18 protein-coding genes are annotated in these 19,172 nt (G+C 73.1%); 7 read left to right on the forward strand and 11 right to left on the reverse strand.

Annotated features, from left to right (window positions below; genetic code table 11):
- Window positions 1–2,712: type 2 lanthipeptide synthetase LanM family protein (locus tag G3I54_RS25480; protein WP_164617445.1), on the reverse strand; the 2,712-nt coding region annotated here is incomplete at its 3' end.
- Window positions 2,713–3,079: 367 nt separating this feature from the next.
- Between G3I54_RS25480 and G3I54_RS25485 the strand changes: the two genes are divergently transcribed.
- Both G3I54_RS25485 and G3I54_RS25490 read left to right on the forward strand, forming a co-directional pair.
- Window positions 3,080–3,640, forward strand: coding sequence for a DUF6232 family protein (locus tag G3I54_RS25485; protein WP_343240416.1), 561 nt, complete (start codon window positions 3,080–3,082; stop codon window positions 3,638–3,640).
- A complete protein-coding gene (locus tag G3I54_RS25490) occupies window positions 3,637–3,981 on the forward strand; it encodes a hypothetical protein (protein ID WP_164617447.1) in 345 nt (114 codons plus the stop codon). Before G3I54_RS25485 ends, G3I54_RS25490 begins: the two co-directional genes overlap by 4 nt.
- A gap of 136 nt (window positions 3,982–4,117) precedes the next feature.
- On the opposite strand, the gene G3I54_RS25495 is transcribed toward G3I54_RS25490, so the two are convergent.
- On the reverse strand, window positions 4,118–5,224 hold the full coding sequence (locus G3I54_RS25495) for a LacI family DNA-binding transcriptional regulator (protein WP_164617448.1): 1,107 nt from the start codon (window positions 5,222–5,224) through the stop codon (window positions 4,118–4,120).
- A 109-nt stretch (window positions 5,225–5,333) separates the two neighbouring features.
- Here G3I54_RS25495 and G3I54_RS25500 point away from each other — a divergent pair, with 109 nt between their 5' ends.
- From G3I54_RS25500 to G3I54_RS25510, 3 genes are read left to right on the forward strand one after another with little or no spacing between them, the layout of a single operon-like run.
- Window positions 5,334–6,485, forward strand: coding sequence for a Gfo/Idh/MocA family oxidoreductase (locus tag G3I54_RS25500; RefSeq protein ID WP_164617450.1), 1,152 nt, complete (start codon window positions 5,334–5,336; stop codon window positions 6,483–6,485).
- A gap of 43 nt (window positions 6,486–6,528) precedes the next feature.
- Window positions 6,529–7,683, forward strand: coding sequence for a dihydrodipicolinate synthase family protein (locus G3I54_RS25505; protein ID WP_164617452.1), 1,155 nt, complete (start codon window positions 6,529–6,531; stop codon window positions 7,681–7,683).
- Window positions 7,680–8,525, forward strand: coding sequence for a sugar phosphate isomerase/epimerase family protein (locus G3I54_RS25510; RefSeq protein ID WP_164617454.1), 846 nt, complete (start codon window positions 7,680–7,682; stop codon window positions 8,523–8,525). Before G3I54_RS25505 ends, G3I54_RS25510 begins: the two co-directional genes overlap by 4 nt.
- A gap of 293 nt (window positions 8,526–8,818) precedes the next feature.
- On the opposite strand, the gene G3I54_RS25515 is transcribed toward G3I54_RS25510, so the two are convergent.
- From G3I54_RS25515 to G3I54_RS25525, 3 genes are all read right to left on the reverse strand, one after another.
- The gene (locus tag G3I54_RS25515; protein WP_164617456.1) at window positions 8,819–9,238 is read right to left on the reverse strand and encodes an RNHCP domain-containing protein; all 420 of its coding nucleotides are present in this window, start codon (window positions 9,236–9,238) and stop codon (window positions 8,819–8,821) included.
- A 22-nt stretch (window positions 9,239–9,260) separates the two neighbouring features.
- Window positions 9,261–9,620: an RNHCP domain-containing protein gene (locus G3I54_RS25520; RefSeq protein ID WP_137232949.1), complete on the reverse strand. Its 360-nt coding sequence runs from the start codon at window positions 9,618–9,620 to the stop codon at window positions 9,261–9,263.
- Between the two features lie 410 nt (window positions 9,621–10,030).
- Entirely contained in the window at window positions 10,031–10,738 is a 708-nt protein-coding gene (locus G3I54_RS25525) for a VOC family protein (protein WP_164617458.1), read from the reverse strand.
- Between the two features lie 239 nt (window positions 10,739–10,977).
- Here G3I54_RS25525 and G3I54_RS25530 point away from each other — a divergent pair, with 239 nt between their 5' ends.
- Together G3I54_RS25530 and G3I54_RS25535 are read left to right on the forward strand one after the other, a co-directional pair.
- A complete protein-coding gene (locus tag G3I54_RS25530; protein ID WP_164617460.1) occupies window positions 10,978–11,862 on the forward strand; it encodes a lysozyme in 885 nt (294 codons plus the stop codon).
- 101 nt (window positions 11,863–11,963) lie between these two features.
- Window positions 11,964–12,611: a peptidoglycan recognition family protein gene (locus tag G3I54_RS25535; protein WP_164617462.1), complete on the forward strand. Its 648-nt coding sequence runs from the start codon at window positions 11,964–11,966 to the stop codon at window positions 12,609–12,611.
- Between the two features lie 100 nt (window positions 12,612–12,711).
- Here G3I54_RS25535 and G3I54_RS25540 read toward each other — a convergent pair whose 3' ends face one another.
- From G3I54_RS25540 to G3I54_RS25565, 6 genes are all read right to left on the reverse strand, one after another.
- Window positions 12,712–15,276 carry an ABC transporter permease gene (locus G3I54_RS25540; protein WP_164617464.1) on the reverse strand — a complete coding sequence of 855 codons (2,565 nt, stop codon included), beginning with the start codon at window positions 15,274–15,276 and terminating at the stop codon, window positions 12,712–12,714.
- Entirely contained in the window at window positions 15,276–16,106 is an 831-nt protein-coding gene (locus tag G3I54_RS25545; protein WP_164617466.1) for an ABC transporter ATP-binding protein, read from the reverse strand. Before G3I54_RS25545 ends, G3I54_RS25540 begins: the two co-directional genes overlap by 1 nt.
- 144 nt (window positions 16,107–16,250) lie before the next feature.
- Complete coding sequence (locus G3I54_RS25550) at window positions 16,251–16,835, reverse strand: hypothetical protein (RefSeq protein WP_239144575.1); 585 nt, start codon at window positions 16,833–16,835, stop codon at window positions 16,251–16,253.
- A 164-nt stretch (window positions 16,836–16,999) separates the two neighbouring features.
- A complete protein-coding gene (locus tag G3I54_RS25555) occupies window positions 17,000–17,719 on the reverse strand; it encodes a GDSL-type esterase/lipase family protein (RefSeq protein WP_164617468.1) in 720 nt (239 codons plus the stop codon).
- Entirely contained in the window at window positions 17,716–18,183 is a 468-nt protein-coding gene (locus G3I54_RS25560) for a cupin domain-containing protein (protein ID WP_164617470.1), read from the reverse strand. Before G3I54_RS25560 ends, G3I54_RS25555 begins: the two co-directional genes overlap by 4 nt.
- 73 nt (window positions 18,184–18,256) lie before the next feature.
- On the reverse strand, window positions 18,257–19,093 hold the full coding sequence (locus G3I54_RS25565) for a helix-turn-helix domain-containing protein (RefSeq protein ID WP_164617472.1): 837 nt from the start codon (window positions 19,091–19,093) through the stop codon (window positions 18,257–18,259).
- Between the last annotated feature and the right edge of the window lie 79 nt (window positions 19,094–19,172).

Below are 19,172 nucleotides of genomic sequence, written 5' to 3' on the forward strand. Positions count from 1 at the left end.
CCCGGCGAACCGCAGCAGCGCCCAGCCGATCCCCGCCGCCCCGTCGGCGAAGCCCGCGGAGTCGGGGAGCGGGGCGGCGGCGATCCGCTCGGCGCAGCGCTCGGCACCCCGCCAGGCCTCCGGGCGGCCGGTGGCGCGGTACACCGCGAGCAGCGAGACCAGCCCGCCCGCCACCCCGCCGCGCACCCCGTACCCGTCCTCGGCCATGCTCGCCGCGCAGCTCAGCCGGACGGCCGGACCCGCCAGCTCCAGGATCTCCCGGTCGCCCAGCAGCGTGCCCACCTCGGTCAGCGCGTACGCGATGCCGCCGAGGCCCGCGAAGGCGCCGGAGCCCAGGGGCCCGAGCTCGTCGGCCCGCCCGTGCAGCGCGTCCAGCAGCCCCGGCACCGGGGCGAGCGCCTCTCGGGCCGCCTCCGCGTACCGGGCGGCGCCGGTGAGCGCGGCCAGCTGGGCCAGGAAGAGCGCGGGGCCGGTGTAGCCGCCCGCGAGGTCCGCCGCCATCGGGGTGAGCCGCCAGTAGCGCTCGCCGAGCAGTTCGAGGCCGATCCAGTTGGTGCGGCTCTCGTGCCGGTAGGCGAGGGACACGAGCTGGTCGCCCACCGACCTTGCGGCGGACATCAGTTGCTCGGGCTCCGGCGCGGTCGCCGCGCTCCGCGCCCGGCCGCCCGGGACCGCACGGTGCGGCGGCTCGGGCGAGGTGCTCACCATGGCGGCCCGGATGATCCGTTCCTGGTCCTGCCGGTCCACGGTGTCCATCGCACGGACCTTCGCCTCGACGCGCGCCAGCCCGGTGAGGGGGGCGGGCTCGTGCGGGGACCCGGCGGAGCCGTCCGGGGACGCGGCGGAGCCGTCCGAGGACCGCTCGGGGGCCGCCCCCGGAACCGTACGCCCGGTGCCGCTCCACAGCTCCGTGCCGCCCGGCCGGGTGCAGAACACCGGCACGTCACCGCACCACAGCTCCGCGATCTCCTCGTCCTCCACCCCGGGCAGCGCGGGTACGCCCAGGAGCGGGGTGCGCAGCAGCGACAGCACTTGGTGCCGTTCGGCGGCGTCCCGCATCAGGTCGGGGTGGGTCGACTCGTCCAGCAGCGTCGTGTACGTCCAGGTCGGGCGTGGCACGACACGCACCTCGTCCGTGGCGAAGAGCCGCAACAGCCCGCCCTCGCCCAGGAGTTCGTCGCGATGCTCGCTGATCGCGGTGTACCCGGCGCGGAATCCGCCGCAGAGGGCTTCGGTGTACGCGGAGGGGTCGGCGGCCACCCCGCCCAGCCGGGGCCGGTTGGCGGACTCGGTGAACCGGCCCGCCCGCCGCACCAGCCGCATCCGGTCGGTTCCGGGCTCCGCCCAGTCGGCGGTCTCGATGGGGGAGGAGGCGGCCCGGCCCCCGCCGATGGCGGACATGTCGAGCGCGGAGGTGTCCCCGACGAGCAACTGCGGCAGCAGGCCCACCCGGTGGACCGAGTCGTGCAGGGCCCGGGCGGCCGGATCGGCGGACCGGGCGGGCCCCAGCGGCGGGTGGAACAGGGTCTCCACATCGACCAGGACCGGGTGCGGGCCGCAGGCGATCAGGTTCTCGTGGTGCAGATCCGTACCGTCCAGCGTGTGCAGCAGGGCCAGCAGCGCACCCTGCCGCCGGTAGAACTGCCGGGTCTCCGCCGCCGAGGCACAGGGCCGCTCCTCGACGAACTCGGCCCAGCCGTACTCCCCCCGGTCCAGGACCCGCAGCACCCGCAGCTCCGGGGCGCCGGGCAGCGAACCGAACCAGTCGGCCAGGGTGTTGAAGTGCCGGTGCGCGGCGAGCGGGCGCGGCTTGTAGACCAGCCGGGCGCCGTCGGCGAACCGCAGCAGCATCACCGACCGCCCCCCGCGATGGCTGTCGCCCGCCCCGGCCTCGACACCGGTGAGCACCCCGGGCCCCGCGCTCCCGCCGAGCGCTCCGTCCGGCGTGCCGGCCCGGTGGCCGAGCACCCCGGCCGGGGCGAGCAGGTGCCGGTCGGCGGCGAGCCGCACGACCATCTCCGCGAACGCGTCGCCCGCGTTCAGGCAGGCCGTGGCGAGGAGGCGGGCCAGCACGGGGTAGCCGGTGACGAGCCGGGCGAGACCGTCGCGACGGGCGGTCAGCCGCACGAAGTCCCGGAACCGCTCCTCGGCGCCCTCACCGCTCAACCGGCCCAGCCGCCGGGCCTCGTGCAGCTCCGTGACGAGGGTGCGCGCCGCGATCCGGCACAGCCGACGCGTCAACTGCCGCCGGAAGTCGGCGAGTACGGGCGAGGAACCGTCCACCAGAGGGCTGTTCACCAATGGGCTGTCCACGACGGGACCGTCCACGACGAGGCCGTCCACGACGGGACCGTCCTCCTTCGCGAGCGTGCTGCGCAGCCGCTCCGCCGCCGCCTCGACGAACGGCGCGAGGACCGGCCCGAAACCGCTGAGCCCGGGGTACGCCCGGTCGGCGACCACCACGTCGTGCGGCGCCGCGTCGACGGCCTCCCGGGCGAAGGCCGCCCAGCCGGGTACGCCGGAGGGCCTGCTCCCGACGACACCGGAAAGCCACCACGGCTCTCCGGCCGCACCCTCGAACGGGTCGGGGGAGGGGGAGAGGGGGTCGGCGGACGCAGCCGGGGCATCGCCGTACGCGACGACGGCGGCGGCAGCAGCAGCGGGGGCGAGGCGACGACTCGTACCTCTGTCGATCAGATCCTTCTCCGCCACCGCTCCGCACCTCCCCGCTCCTGGGCCCGGTCCCGGTCGGGCCGCCCGGATCCATCGTGCTGGGGGAGCGGTCCTGGCGCATGGGGGAGTCGCCCCCATCTTTTGCGTCCCGGCCCGCAGAACCCGCCAACGGGTTCTCATCAAGCTCGAATTGGCCATTTCTCGTCTGCCGCGCGTGGCCGGGCTGATGCTTAATGGGGCTCCCTGCGCGGAGCGGGGGAGCGACGAGTGCACGGGGGAGCACATGGACGCGACCGGAAGCTTCGAACGACCGTCGGCACGGACGCCACCACCAGGACGGCCGCCCGGACCGCTACCCGCACCACCGGCCTCGCCGCCACCCCGGCCGCCGGAGCCGGCGGCCGGGGTGGCGGCAGAATCGCCCGCCGGACCGTTGGCCGAGGCGCCACAGTACCCGCCGCTGCCGCGTCGGGGAGGCATCCTGGAGATCTCGGTCAAGCGCCGCATCCTCTGGGTGGGCTCGGCGGCCTTCCCGCTGCACAACCTCACCCGGGTCGACGCTTACGAGGTCAAGCCCGACCGGGTGAAGGCCGTGGGCCGCTTCCTGAAGTGGCTGGCGGGCGCCGCTGTCGTCTTCGTCGTGCTCAGCCTGGAGAGCGGCGAAGGGGCGGGGTTCGATGACGGCGGGAAATCCGTGTTCATCTTTGTTGTGATCGGTCTGGCCCTCTTCCTTCTCAAGGAACTGTTCGAACCGGCGAAGCCGATCCTGGCCGTGGACACGGCCGGCGGCACCGGGGCGGTCGTCACCCTCCCGAGCGTGGACGAGCTACGCGTGATCGCTGGACAGATCGTCTATGCGATCGACCACCCGGAGGCCGAATTCACGGCATACGTGCAGGAGTTGAATAACTACAACGGCCCCGTCTTCAACCAGCACGGCGGCCAGAACACGGGGATCAAGCTATGACCGAACCGACGCACCACACGACCTACAACGGCCCTGTCTTCAACCAGCACGGCGGTACGAACGTCGGTATCAACCACGGCTACGTCGGCGTCCCGCAGGACCCGGAACTCCGTGCCGCCGTAACAGAGCTGGCCGGTCAGCTCCAGGAGCTCCGTGCCCGCCTCACCCCGGACCAGGACCGCGTGGTCGAAGAGGCCCTGCCGGTGCTCGCCCTCGGGCGCGAGGCCATGGCCCAGCGCAGGGTCACCCTGGAACGGCTCGACCGGATCGTGGCCACCGCCGGCCCGGTGGCCCAGTCGTTCTCGGAAGCGCTGGGGCGGCTGCTGGGCCTGCTGGGCTGAGGGCTGTCCCGCCAGGGGCGACAGGACAGGGACGCCGGACGGTGCATCGGGCCGGTTGGCCCGGGGTCGGCTTCGCCCCCGGGCCGTCGCCGACGCGGGGGCAAACCGGCAGTCGCCCCGCCACCTCCCCCGTGCCTCACCCCCGAGGCGCGGCCGTCGAGCCCCGGATCATCAGCTCGGCGGCGATCGTCGCGATGCCGCCGGGCGGCGGGTTCTCCTTGCCCATCGCGAGCCGCCCCGCCCGCGCGCCCGCCTCGAAGAGCGGCAGCCGTACCGTCGTGAGGGCCGGTACCGCGTCCACCGAGAACGGCAGGTCGTCGAAGCCCGCCACCGAGATGTCCTGCGGGATGCGCATCCCCTGGTCCCGGACGGCCGCGCACGCGCCCAGCGCCACGGTGTCGTTGGCGGCGACGATCGCGGTCACGTCCGGTGCCCTGCGCAGGAGTTCGAGCGTGGCCTCGTAGCCCGAGCGCCGGTCGTAGGGGCCGTGCACGGTGAGCCGGTCCTGATCCCCGGAGCCGGTCGCCGCGCTGTCGGGCCCGCCGTCCGGAGCCGTGTCCAGCCCCGCCGCGCGCAGCGCCTCCCGGTGGCCCTCCAGGCGGTGCCGGGTGGTGGTCCGCTCCGGGGGCCCGGCGACGTAACCGATCCTGCGGTGGCCGAGCGAGATCAGGTGCTCGGTGAGCCGGCGTCCGCCGCCCCGGTTGTCGAACGCGAGCGCGGCGACGAGCGCGTCGCCCTCGGGGAGCGGGGGCCGCCCGCAGAAGACGATCCGGGTGCCCGCGTCCGCGAGCTTCGTCAGCTTCGCCGACATCGCGGCCTGGTGGGCGGGGTCCTCGACCGCGCCGCCGGTGAGGACGACGGCGGCGGCGCGCTGGCGCTGGAGGAGCGTGAGATAGGTGAGCTCGCGCTCCGGGGAGCCGCCGGTGTTGCAGATGACGGCCAGCTTCTCGCCGCCCGCCCGCCCGGAACCGTCCCCGGGCCCGCCGATCTGCGTCTGGGCCGCCCCCGCCATGATCCCGAAGAACGGGTCGGCGATGTCGTTGACCAGGATGCCGACCAGGTCCGAGGTGGCCGCCGCGAGCGAGCTGGCGGGCCCGTTGAGCACATAGTCCAGGTCGTCGACCGCGCGCAGGACCCGTTCCCGGGTCGAGGCCGCCACCGGGTAGTTGCCGTTCAGTACGCGGGAGACGGTGGCCGGGGACACCCGGGCGCGGGCCGCCACATCCGCCAGGGTGACTGTCATCGCTGTCCTCCGTCAGGTCACGTGCGGCCCCCTCTTGTCCGGCCGCTGTCGGCAGGCTAGCGTCATCTCCGATAGAAAGCGCTTGCTACGGCTGTATGGAGGGACCTTCGTGACACGCAGGACAGTGCGCATCGCCATGAACGGCGTCACGGGACGCATGGGGTACCGGCAGCACCTGGTGCGCTCGATCCTCGCGATCCGCGAACAGGGAGGCCTGGATCTCGGCGACGGCGAGGTGCTGTGGCCCGAGCCCGTGCTCGTCGGCCGCCGCGCCCACGCCCTGGAGGAACTCGCCGAGCGCCACGGCCTGACCGAGTGGTCCACCGACCTGGACGCGGTGCTCGCGGACGACACGGTCGAGATCTACTTCGACGCCCAGGTCACCTCGGCCCGGGTGGAGGCGATCAAGAAGGCGATCGCGGCGGGCAAGCACGTCTACACCGAGAAGCCGACCGCCACGGACGTCGAGGGCGCCCTCGACCTGGCCCGGCTCGCCCGGGACGCGGGCATCAAGCACGGTGTCGTCCAGGACAAGATCTTCCTGCCGGGCCTGCGCAAGCTGAAGCGCCTGATCGACGGCGGCTTCTTCGGCGAGATCCTGTCCGTGCGCGGGGAGTTCGGCTACTGGGTCTTCGAGGGCGACTGGCAGGAGGCCCAGCGCCCCTCGTGGAACTACCGCGCGGAGGACGGCGGCGGCATCGTCGTCGACATGTTCCCGCACTGGGAGTACGTGCTCCACGAGCTGTTCGGCGAGGTCACCTCCGTAACGGCCCATGTGCAGACGCATGTTCCACAGCGCTGGGACGAGCAGGGCAAGCCGTACGAGGCGACCGCCGACGACGCCGCCTACGGCATCTTCCAGCTGGCGGGCGGGGCGGTCGCGCAGATCAACTCCTCCTGGACGGTACGGGTCAACCGCGACGAGCTGGTGGAGTTCCAGGTCGACGGCACGCACGGCTCAGCCGTCGCGGGTCTGCGCAACTGCCGGGTCCAGCACCGCTCGGCGACCCCGAAGCCGGTCTGGAACCCGGACCTCCCGGTCACCGAGTCGTTCCGCGACCAGTGGCAGGAGATCCCGGACAACCAGGAGTTCGACAACGGGTTCAAGGCGCAGTGGGAGCTGTTCCTGCGCCATGTCGTGCAGGACAGCCCGTACGCCTGGGACCTGCTGGCCGGCGCCCGGGGCGTCCAACTGGCCGAGCTGGGCCTGAAGTCGTCCGCGGAGGGCCGCCGCTTCGACATCCCGGAGCTGACCCTGTGACGCGCCGCCCGGCCGCGTGGCGCAACGACGGGGAGCCGCTGCCATGACGACGATCCATCTCCCGCAGGGCCCCTACACGCCCCGGACCACCCCGCTCGACCTCGCGCCCGGAGCGGTGGCCCCCACCTCCCGTACGGTCTTCTCGGCGGCCCACGTGGTCGCCGACCCGTACGCCGACATCGCCCCCGGCGACCCGGCGGCCGTCGACTGGGAGTCCACGCTCGCCTTCCGCCGCCACCTGTGGGCGCACGGCCTGGGCGTCGCGGAGGCCATGGACACCGCACAGCGCGGGATGGGCCTGGACTGGGCGGGCGCGGCCGAACTGATCCGCCGCTCGGCCACCGAGGCGAAGGCGGTGGGCGGCCGGATCGCCTGCGGCGTCGGCACCGACCAGCTGCCCGACGACGGCGCCGCGCCCACCCTGGCCGAGGTCAGGGCGGCGTACGAGGAACAACTGGCCCTGGCCGAGGAGAACGGCGCCCAGCCGATCCTCATGGCCTCCCGCGCACTGGCCCGCGCGGCGAGCGGCCCGGAGGACTACCTCGCCACCTACGCCCACCTGCTGCGCCAGGCATCCGAACCGGTGATCCTGCACTGGCTGGGCCCGATGTTCGACCCGGCCCTGGAGGGCTACTGGGGCAGCTCGGACCTGGACGAGGCCACGGACACCTTCCTGAAGGTGATCGCCGAACACCCGGACAAGGTCGACGGCATCAAGATCTCCCTCCTGGACGCGGCCCGCGAGATCGACGTCCGCCGCCGCCTCCCGGGCGGGGTGCGCTGCTACACGGGCGACGACTTCAACTACCCGGAACTGATCGCGGGCGACGAACGCGGCTTCAGCCACGCCCTGTTGGGCATTTTCGACCCGCTGGGCCCCTTGGCCGCACACGCGGTACGGGTCCTGGACACGGGTGACGTGGACGGCTTCCGGGCCCTCCTCGACCCCACCGTCGAACTCTCCCGCCACCTTTTCCAACGGCCCACCCGCTTCTACAAGACGGGTGTGGTGTTCCTGGCCTGGCTGGCCGGCCACCAGGACCACTTCACGATGGTGGGCGGACTCCAGTCGGCCCGCTCGCTGCCGCATCTGGCGAAGGCGTACGAACTGGCCGACGGCCTGGGCCTGTTCCCCGACCCGGACCTGGCCGAACACCGGATGCGGGCCCTGCTGGCGGTCCACGGAGGCGCACGATGACGAACGGCGACGGCGGCGGGCTGTCCCGCCTGAGCATCAATCAGGAAACGCTCAAGCAGTGGTCGTTGCCCGAGCTGACCGAGGGATGCGTCAAGGCGGGCATCGACAAGGTGGGCCTGTGGCGGGCCCCGGTGCAGGCGTACGGCGTCGAGCGCACGGCGCGGCTCCTCTCTGACGCCGGGCTCACGGTCACCAGCCTCTGCCGGGGCGGCTTCTTCACCGCCCTCGACCCGGCCGAACGCGCCCGCGCCCTGGACGACAACCGGGCGGCGATCGACGAGGCGGCGGCCCTGTCCACCGACACCCTGGTCCTGGTCTCCGGCGGCCTCCCGCCCGGCAGCCGCGACCTGCACGGGGCCCGTGAGCGGGTGGGCGAGGCGCTGGCGGAACTGGCCCCGTACGCGGCCGAGCGCGGCGTACGCCTGGCGATCGAACCCCTGCACCCGATGTACGCGTCCGACCGCTGCGTCGTCTCCACCCTCGCCCAGGCCCTGGACCTCGCGGAACGCTTCCCGGCCGAGCAGGTCGGGGTGGTCGTCGACACCTACCACCTCTGGTGGGACGACCGGGCGCCCGCCCAGATCGCCCGCGCGGGCGCGGGCGGCCGCATCCACTCCTTCCAGTTGGCCGACTGGATCACCCCGCTCCCGGCGGGCGTCCTGCTGGGCCGGGGGCAACTGGGCGACGGAAGCGTGGACTTCCGCGCGTTCCGCCGCCAGGTGGAGGCCGCCGGGTTCGACGGCCCGATCGAGGTGGAGATCTTCAACGAGGCGCTGTGGGCCCGCGACGGGGCGGAGGCGTTGGCGGAAGTGGCGGACCGCTATGTGCAACATGCCTGCTGAGAGCCCCGCACACCGTCGAAAGTAAAGAGATCGCAAAGGGCTGCAACCTTTGCGTACCCTCCCGTGTCACACATGGCGTCGGGACTTCCGGGGAGGGGTCCGGGGGGAACGGGAAGGCCCGACGGGAGGGGAAAGCGAGGGGGGTCCGGCCGCGAGGCCGGGCCCCATTCCGCTTTCCCGCCGTTCGTTAGGATCCGGGAATCGGTCGACGGCCTGACGGGCGAGGACCCGGGGTCAGCTGAGGGGCAGGGCTGGCCGAGGGCCGCCAAGCGGGAGCCGGGCGGCCCTCGGGATCACAGCGCGAGCATCGCCCGGACGGGGATCTCGGCGTCCGCGAGCGGTCGCAGCGCCAGCCGGACGAGCGCCAGCGCGTTGTCGTCGCCCGCGATGCGGTTGGCGCTGAGCCGTCCGCACGTGAGGCAGTGGTGGATGAGCATCCACTCCCCGTCCTGCCGCACCGACAGGCTCAGGGCCACCATCCGGCCCCGGCACCCCGCCGCCCGGTCGCCCGGAACCCGGCCGTCCACATGCAGGCTGACCAGGCAGGACGGGCAGTGATTACGGTGGGCGGTGCCCGGTGCCGCCAGCGGGACGTCGAGCCGGCAGCCGACGCACCGGAACGCGTCGCCGCGCGCCCCGGCCGGTCCGTGCAGCACGTCCTTCGCCCGCTGCGGACGGCGTCCTGAAGCCCGCCTGGGCTTGCGGCGCGTCACCGGAGACCCCCGGTCGCCCGGTTCACAGGTCACCGAAGGCTTCGAGCGGGAAGGGCGGCTGGGCCAGCGGACGTACGGCCATCCGCATCAGGATCAGCTGGTTGTCGTCCCCGCAGACCGGGTTCGAGGTCAGCTCGTCGCACCGGGTGCAGCGGTGGACGACCATCCAGTCGCCGGTGCGCAGCACCGCGATGGAGATCGGGGTCATCCGGCCCTCGCAGTCGGAGCGGCCGCCCTCGACGTGGTCGACGAGGTGCTGCGAGTGCAGGCAGCTGGGGCAGTGATTGCGCCGGCTGCCGTCGGGCGCGTACGCGGCGACGGTCAGTCCGCAGCGGACGCAGGTGAAGGTGTCCAGGGAGGACATCGAGGATGAGGAGGACATGCCTGAGCGGTGCTGGGGGTTGTCGTGAGACACCCGGATACTCCTTGCCGAGGATGAGGAACGAAGCAGCAGGGAAGTACCGAGCACCCCTCGCGTCAGGGGCGTGCGGGGAGCGGGGCCGGACGGCTGCGGGACGGCAGCCGGCCGTGAGGTGTCAGCAGTCGGCCGCGTACGGCGGCCGCGGACGGTCAGGCCCGGTCACCCCGGCGTCACAGGCGCGACGAGGGAGGCTCGGAGTCACTGTCCGGGGCATACATCAACTGCTTTCCAGGGCTCGCGCCCAGAGGTCACCCGCGGTCGGGTCCGCGGTCGAGGAGCGAGCACCGTAACAAGGGGGCCGCGGGACCGGCCACCGAATTAGCCGACTGCCGCCCCGGCCTTCCCCTTTCCCTCTCTTTGCCCTCCCCGCCTCAGCCCCGCAGCTCCGCCAGCCTGGCCAGCGCGTCGCCCGCCGATGCCCGTTCCTCCGCGTCGAGCCGGACCGACGCCGCTTCCTCCAGCAGCGCCGCCGCCCGTTCCACCTCGTCCATCCGCTGGGCGATGTCCCCGCGCAGGACGAGCAGCCGCAGGCGTTGCACCGGGGTCGGGTGCTCGTCCGTCAGCCCCAGCACCCGGTCGATGATCTTCGCCGCGCCCGGCAGGTCCTGTTTGGAGTCCGCGAAGAGGTCCGCCATGTGCAGCGCGCGGGCGAACGTCTCCTTCGGGGCGGGCCGGTGGTTCGGGTCCTCGCTGATCGGTTGGCCGATCCGGATCGTGTTGCCGGTCGGGTCGGTCATCAGGAACTGCCGTACCCCGTACGACATGTCCTTCAGCGGTCCGATGCGCGGCAGCCCCCGCGTCGGGATGCGTCCGTAGGCCGCCTTGAGGCCCGCCCGGAACGCGGTATGCAGTCCGTCCACGTCGTCGGTGAGCACGTAGCACCCGGAGTGGGAGGACGCCGGGTCGTAGTCCTTCATGCCGTACAGCTGGAGTTCGACCGCTCCCCGCTCGACGACGGCGTACGCATACGGGCTCTTCTGCAGGTACGTCGTCTCGAAGCCCAGGGCGGTGTAGAAGTCGACGGCGGTCTCGATCAGCGAGGTCCGGCAGGGCAGCAGAGGGATCGTCGTCTCGGTCATGCGGCACACTCTAGTCAAATTTGAATACCTCGGTCAACGGCGGTCTCGGCCTTCAGAAATGAAAATTCTCGCCGCTCCGGCGCGTTCTCGCAGGTGGGGCGAGGCGGCACAGGTCTATACCAAAAGGCCCCTTTACGCCTTTCCCTGCCCGTGCCTTACTCATGACATGTGCATGGCATCCGATTATCGGATGCCATGCCGTGCGCATCCCGTCCTCGTCAACGTGCCCGGAGGTGGCCATGCTCGCGTACCGTTCTCCGTCCCGCCGACTCAAGAGATCCAGGGGAGCTCTGCTGGCCGGAGCTCTCGGCAGCGCCGCGGCGCTGATCCTGACCAGCACGGGCACGGCCGTCGCCGCGCCGCCCTCACCCGATGAGCCGGTGCGGTCCGGACAGGCGTGGATGGGCGCCGGCACCCGTATCGAGCAGGGCCTCGCGTCCTCGGCTGCGCAGGGTGGCGTGACGCCGATGGACACCAGCGGCGTCCAGGGCATCGACGTATCGCACTGGCAGGGGTCGATCAACTGGGGTTCGGTGAAGGCCGCGGGCATCGACTTCGCCTATATGAAGGCCACCGAGGGCACGTCCTTCAAGGACAGCAGCTTCAGCGCCAACTACACCGGCTCCTACAACGCCGGCCTGATCCGGGGCGCGTACCACTTCGCCCGCCCCGACGTCTCCAACGGGGCGACCCAGGCGGGCTACTTCGCGAGCAACGGCGGCGGCTGGTCCAAGGACGGCAAGACCCTCCCCGGTGTGCTGGACATCGAGCACAACCCGTACGGAGCCACGTGCTACGGCCTTTCCACGACCCAGATGCGCACCTGGATCAACGACTTCTACACCACGTACAAGGCGCGCACCACCCGGGACGTCGTCATCTACACGACGGCCAGCTGGTGGAACACCTGCACCGGCAGCTGGACCGGCATGTCCGCCAAGTCCCCGCTCTGGGTGGCCCACTGGGGCACCACCAGCCCGACCATCCCCGCCGGCTTCCCCACCTGGACGATCTGGCAGTACTCGGCCACCGGCCGGGTCGCCGGGGTCTCCGGCGACGTGGACCGCAACAAGTTCAACGGCAGCCTCGCGCGGCTCCAGGCGCTGGCCAACAACACGCCTTAGCCTCCCCGTTCGGGCGGCGGCCGGGTGAGCCCGTCGGCGGCTCACCCGGCCGCACCGCGACCGTGCGTCCGCCTCCCCCTCCACCCCACCAGGAGTCCGTCGTGAACCTTCCGCAGCCGTCCCGCCGCCACATCCTCCTCGCCGGTGCCGGCGGCCTGGCCGCGGCCGCCCTGCCGAGCACGGCCCACGCCCTCGACGCCGTCGAACCGGACATCGACAGCACGGCGCAGTGGCAGGCCCGTCCGCCGCAGAGCCCGGTGAGCCTGGTGGGGAAGCGGCCGACGAAGATCATCGTGCACCACACGGTCAGCGACAACATCTCCGACGTCTCCCGCGCCCAGGCCCACCGTCACGCCCACTGGGTCCAGGACCTGCACATGGACAAGAACGGGTGGACCGACACCGGCTACCACTTCCTCGTCAGCCGGGGCGGCTGGATCACCGAGGGCCGCCACCGCAGCCTCAGCACGCTGCGCAGCGGCAGCGACTTCGTTCTGGGCGCGCACACCTCCGGCCAGAACGAACAGGCCATCGGCATCGCCAACGAGGGCGCGTACCACGACGGCGCCCAGCCGCCGCAGGCCCAGTGGGAGGTCCTGGTGGCGCTCTGCGCGTACGTCTGCGGGCAGTACGCCATCGCGCCGAGCCACCTCTACGGGCACAAGGACTTCAACGACACGCTCTGCCCGGGCATCCTGCACGACAAGCTGCCGCAGCTTCGGAGCGAGGTCGCGGCGAGCATGGGCTGAGCGCCGGGACGGGCGGGCGAGCAGCCACGCAGGAGGGCTCGCCCGCCCGTACGCACCCGCTCGCCCGTCCGTACGCACCCGCCCGCCTGTACGCACCCCGCTACGACCACCGCCGCAGCACCGCCCGGGCCGGCAACGTCACCGCCAGCAGGGCGAGTCCGCCCGCGGCCGCGACGAAGGAGCCGAACAGCAGCAGCGGTACGTGCGGTGCCTCGCCGGTCGTGCCGCGCATCATCGGGACCAGCGTGGCCGCGGCGATCGCGGAGCCGAGGACCACGCCGACCGCCGACACCAGCAGACTCTCCCAGCTGAGCATCCGCAGCACCTGGCTCCGGGTGGAGCCGATCAGGCGCAGCGTGCCCAGCTCACGGCGTCGGTCGAGGACCGTCATCACCAGGGTGTTGACGGCGGCGATCGCGGCGAAGCCGCCGAGGACAGCGGCCATGGTGTTGTTGGACCAGGCGCCCAGCCGCGCGTCGAGGCTCTGCTCGGTGGCGAAGCCGGAGGCGTCGGTGACCTCGCCCAGAGCGGCGAGCGCCGCCTCGGAGCCGCCGCGCACCAGCAGCGCGCTGTCGAAGCCCGAGCCGACGTGCCCGGCCAGGGACGCCCGGTCCATGGTCACCGCGGCCAGGCCGAGGCCGCGCCCGTACACCGCGACGACCTCGGGGGAGGTCTTCGTGCCGTCGGGGAGATGGAGCGGCAGCCGGTCGCCCACACCGACGTCCGCCGAGGCCGCCAGGGTCCGGTCGACGGCGATGCGGCCCTCGCCGAGGCGGTCGAGGCTGCCTTCGCGTACGTCCAGGTCCTGCACCTTCGCCAGCTCCGCGCCGGAGCCGGTGACGCCTTGCGCCGTCGCACCCTGGAGGGCCGCGAACTCGCCGGAGCCGGTCGGCACCAGCACCTGGGTGTTCAGCAGGCCCACGGCCGCGTCCACCCCCGGCGCGCGTGCGGCGCGTTCCGCCGCGTCGACCGGAAGCCCGGCCGGATGCGACACCACATGGTCCGCGGTGAGGCCCGCCCGCACCTGCTCGTCCGCGACGTGGCGCTGGCTCGTGTGCATGAAGACCAGCGTCGAGGCGAAGGCCATGGCGAGCACGATCGGCGTGATCGCGGAGGCCAGACGGTGGGCGTTGGCACGGGAGTTGGCGGCGGCCAGCCCGGCGGACGGGCCCGCGCCGCGCAGCGGGAGACCGAAGAGGCCCGCGCCCAGCCGGGCCACCAGCGGGCCGAGCAGCGCGACGGCGAGAATGAAGCACATGACGACGCCGAGGGCGGAGCCCGCCGCGTCGTCGCCCGTGGAGTTCGCGGAGACGCCGGTGAGGAACGCGCCGCCGACCAGCGCCCCGACGCCGAGCACCGTACGGACGACGCCCGGACGCAGCCGCTCCACCGACGCCTCGCTCAGCGCCTGGCCCGGCCTGATCCGCGCGGGCCTGCGCCCGGCCGCCCGGCCCGCGCCGAGCGCGGTGAGCAGCCCGACGGCGACGGCGACGAGGAGTGGAAGCCAGGAAACGTGCACGCGCACCGCCTCCGGGATCGCGCCCCGGTCCCGCAACTGCCCGAACCACCAGCGCGCGAGCACGATCCCGGGCAGCGTGCCGACGATCCCGGCGAGCGGCGCGACGAGCAGCGCTTCGCACGCGACCGCGCGGCGGATCTGGCGCGGGGTGGCTCCGACGGCGCGCAGCAACGCGAACTCACGGGCCCGCTGCGACACGGACAGCGCCACGGTCCCGGCCGCGGTGAAGATCGCGACGATGGTGGCGATGCCGCCGAAGGAGCCGCCCAGCCCGAGGAGCGTCTCCTTGGCGTAGCCGAGGCCCGGGTCCTCGACGGCGCCCCGGTCGTCGCCGGTGCGCACCTCGGCCCCGGAGCCGGCCAGGGCCTGCCGCACGGAGGCGGCGAGGGCGCCGGTACCGGTGCCGCGTTTCGCCAGTACGGCGATGGCGTCGGCCTCGCCGGGATACCCGGCCAGCGTGGACGCCTCGGAGTCGGCGAACCAGAGGAGAGGGCCCGGGCCCCCGCCTGCCGGGCCGGTGCTCCGGGACGTCTCCGCGGACCCGGCCCCGGCGACGCCCGCGACGCGGAACTCCCGCTGCCCGGCGGCGGTTTCCAGTACGACGGTGTCGCCGGCGGCCGCCTGTGCCGCGCGGGCCGTCCCCGTATCGAGGACGACCTCGCCCGTACGCGGCGCGGAGCCGGCGGTCAGCGCGGTACCGGTGAAGACATGCGAGCCCCAGCCGTGCGCGGTGAACGCACCGACGGCAACGGGCAGTTCACGGACGCCCGACGCGGAACCCCCGCCCGCGGCCGCGTCCGCCGCCCGCACCGGAAAGGTGAAGTCCGGGACGGCGGCGGCCGCGCCCGTCGCCTCGGCGGCCTTCGCCGCGAGAGCGGCGTCCACCCGCGCGGTGTCCGGCAGCGGGACCGCCTCTTCCTCGCGGTCCTCACCGCTGCCCGTGACGACGTACTCGTACTGATCCGCCGCCACGACGACCGGCGCGTCCGCGTACCGCTCCGGCGGCACCGAAGCGCGCAGCCCGGTCTCCAGCAGGATCCCGCAGGCCGTGACGATCAGCGCGGACATCATCAGCGCCACGAAGGTCCCGGCGAAGGACGCGGGCCTGAAGCGGACGGCCGCGCGGGCGAGTCCGTTGGGGCGCATCACGCGGCGGCGCCCGTCATCGCACCCGTACGGGCGGTACGGGCGGTGAGCGCCCGCATGTGCTCCGCGATCCGCTCGGCCGAACCGCGCTCCAGGCCACCGGCGAACGAGCCGTCCGCGAGGAACAGCACCCGGTCCGCCCAGGCGGCGGCGACCGGGTCGTGGGTGACCATGACGACGGTGGCCCCGGAGGCGTCGACGGCGTGCCGGAGCAGGCCCAGGACCTCGGCGGCGGTGCCGGTGTCCAGGGCTCCGGTGGGCTCGTCGGCGAACACCACGTCGGGGCCGATCACCAGGGCCCGCGCCACGGCCACCCGCTGCTGCTGGCCGCCGGACAGCTCACCGGGCCGCCGCCGCGCCCGGTCGGCGAGCCCGACCTGTGCGAGCACGGCGGCCGCCCGGTGGCGGTCCTGACGCTTCCCGGCGAGGCGCAGGGGCAGCAGGACGTTCTGCTCCACGGTCAGCGACGGCAGCAGATTGAAGTCCTGGAACACGAACCCGAGGCGGCTGCGGCGCAGCTCGGTCAGCTGGTTCTCGCTCATCCCGGTGATCTCCGTGCCACCGAGGCGCACCGAACCCGCCGACGGCCGGTCGAGCCCGGCGGCACACTGGAGGAAGGTGGACTTGCCGGACCCGGACGGGCCCATGACGGCGGTGAACGTACCGCGCGGCAGGGCGAGATCGACGCCCGCGAGCGCGTGAACGGCACCCGCGCCGCGCCCGTACCGCCGCCGGACATCACGCAGTTCGACGGCGAGACCGGGTGCGGCGGCCCGAGGCTCCGGCCGGTCGCCGCCCGCCGTGCGCCGCTTTCCGCTGCGTAGCCTCATGTTCCGTCCGCCCTCTCACGATCCGCTCGTACCCACCGACGAGGTGCAGCGTGCGGTGACGGCGGTGCGGGGGGCGTCATACCCGGGTGCCAAGGTGGCGGTACTACCGCGGTAGGGGGGGGACCTCCTGCCCACTTCGCCCGGCTAGGGAAGCTGCTCCTTCTCGGGGTAGTAGGCGTAGGCGTAACCGCCGTCCTCGGCTCCGGTGACGACACCTGTGAAGCCGACAGAACCCGGCTCGGGCAGCTCGATGCTCTGCTGGAACACGGAGCCGTCGCACACCTGCGTCCCCGTGGCCGCAGGCACGTCCTTCCCCGCGACGGTGAACGTCAGCGCCACCCTGCCGTCTCCCGTGCAGGCGAACGCGAACGTCACGCTCAGCACGTTGTCCGGAGTGGCGGGGTGGGTGTTGCCGAACTGCGGTCGCAGCCCGCCGGAACCGCCGCCGAGGGACTTCATGTCGACGAAGGTCCCCTCCAGGAGCGTCTTCGCCTCTTCGCCATCGGAGGCGTCCGGAGTCGGAGTCGGAGCCTGGGCGGGGCTGGTGGCGCTCGGGCTCTTAGACGGCGGTCCGGACTGCCCGCCGGGGCTGCATGCGGCCACGCCGAGCAGAGCCACGACGGAGAGGGCGGTGGCGAGGCCACGGGCGACCCCGAGGCACTCGCCCCCGCCCCCGCCGCTGTAGCCGGACCTGAACCAGCCCGTGACGCTCCGCCCACTGCCGGCCATGTCGTGCTCCTCCGCTGCGGCCCGCACGCAGGCCACCGACCCCTGGTACGACAACGCATCGCCCAGAGCGAGATCGTAGGCCGTACGGCTGACGCCACCAAGCGCGGATCATCCATCAAGTCGCCTGGCTGTTCAGCCCGTGGACCCGGACCCCGGTGAAGGCTCTACGCGCTCCGGGTCGGCAGAAGAGTGTCGATGACCTCGGCGACAAGGGCGGCGCCGCGGCTGTTCTGGTGAATGTGGTCGGTCGTGAGCACGAGACCTCGGCGCCTCGAGACCGCGTCGAGGCTGCGGCGCAGCACCGCGTGCCGGAAAAGGGCACCGGCGCCGGCCGCGGTCGTCAGTTCCCGGTACGGGATCGGCGGCGGGTCCGCTTCGCGCAGTTCCTCGGTCTGGCGTTCGTGGAGCGGGAGGTAGGTCGCCCCGGTGGTGGCGGCGACCTCGGCGATCATCCGGCTGTACGCGCGCGATGCCCGGGCCGCCGCTCCGTCGAGTTGCTGGCCGAGGACGGGGAGCGACAGCAGGCCGATGGTCGCGTCGGTCTCCGTTCGGAGCCGTTCGACCATGGCGCCCAGGCACTGCTGGAACCCGCCGGCCGACGGGCGTTCGGGGAGCCGTTTGCGCTTCATGGCCCGCTCGACGGGGTAGCCGGCCAGGCTTGCTCGGGCATCGTTCGTCCCGATCAGCACGGTGATCACGTCGGGCGGGTCCGCGAGGACGGCATCCAGACGCCGCGAGAGGTTGTGGGCGAAGTCGCCGTTGGCGCCGAAGCGGGCGAGCCGTAGGTCGCCGGGAGGATGGCGTCGTTCGAGAAGGCCCAGGTAGTCGACGCTGAGCTGCGCGCGGGTGAGGCTGTCGCCGAGGCACGCGACGCGTGTCGTCATGGCGTTTGCGGGCCGGGCGTGCCGACGTGCTCGGCCGGGCGGGCGTCGGTCCGAGGACGGTGGTCGGTGCCGAGGCCGGCGGTGATGGTCAGGATGGACGAGGGCCCCGCCATGTCGACCGCGTGCCAGGCCCCGGCCGGGTTGACGGTGGCCTCGCCCGGCCTGAGCTCGACGCGGTCGGTCGCCCCCTCCACGTCGCGGGTGACCGTCACCGACCCGCTGAGGCAGACCACCAGTTCGTCGCCGGAGGGATGGCACTCCCAATGGTCGCCGGGGCCGTCGCCGTCGATGATGGCCACCATCCGGCCCTCGGCGCCGTCCGCAGCGACCGCGGCGCTGTATGCCTGGAGCACCTCCGGGTCCCAGGCGAAGCCCTCGACGGGGTTCGCTCTCGATCCCAGCCCGAGGTGCACGGGGGTGGTCCGCAGGTCGATGGCGTTGCGTTCGTGGTTGACGATTCTCATGCGGACGATCGTCACAGGGCGGTGATCGGTGGTCTTGAAGGAAAGGGAACGGCAGCCGGCGCGACGGGACCGGCTAGCCGGTCCCGAGGAGGACTTCGCCTCTTCGCCAGGCCGTCGGTGACCGGCCTGTGAACTCGCCCCAGTCCCGGACGAGATGGGCTTGGTCGGCGTAGCCCGAGACGGTCGCCACATCGGCCCACGGGAGCGGGTCGTGCGCCGTCGCGAGCTCGTGCGCGTGCTCGAAGCGCAGTACTCGGGCGAAGGTTTTCGGCGACAGGCCCACCTCACCGCGAAACCGCTCGGTGAGGTACCGACGGCTCCATCCCAGCTCTGCGGCGACCGCCCCGATCCGGGCGCGGCCCCGCGCGGCGACGAGGAGGCGCCATGCCTCGGCCACCTCGGGGCGCACCCGGGGCAGTCGGCCGCCGTCGGCGCCGCGGCCGAGGGCTCGCAGAAGCAACGCGTCCAGCGCGGCGAACCGCGCGGCCCATGTCGGCGCTGCCCGGAGCCGGTCGACCAGCTCGACGCCGAGCGCTCCGAGCAGTTCGTCGAGCGGGACCAGTCGGTGGGCGAGCGCAGCGGCGGGCATGCCGTAGAGGGCCCGAGCCCCGAGCGGTGTCAGCGACACCTGCACGCCTTGCTGGCGTCCGTCGTGGTGGATGGCGACGGACCGGCACATCAGACCGCCGGCCACGCTGTCGTATCGGTTGACCGGTGACCCGTCGTCGACGCCCGTCGCGACCTGCAAGGGGTCGGACAGGCTGATCACCGCAGTGAGCACACGGCCCGGCGGACCGCAGTGCACCCCTGCCGGGAACCCACGAAGGTCGAAGCCGACATACGAGCTGACGTACCGCCGCAAGGCGGGCGCCGGACGTGCATCGAGACTGGTAGCCGTATGGTCCTGCACCCTTGGCAGTGTACAAACCGGCGAGCCCGGCGAGTTGGCCGTCCGAAACCGTAAGTGGGCTGTTGCGAGGCGGGAGTTG

This window comes from Streptomyces sp. SID14515 (assembly GCF_010548505.1).
Taxonomy (GTDB): Bacteria; Actinomycetota; Actinomycetes; order Streptomycetales; family Streptomycetaceae; genus Streptomyces; species Streptomyces caviscabies.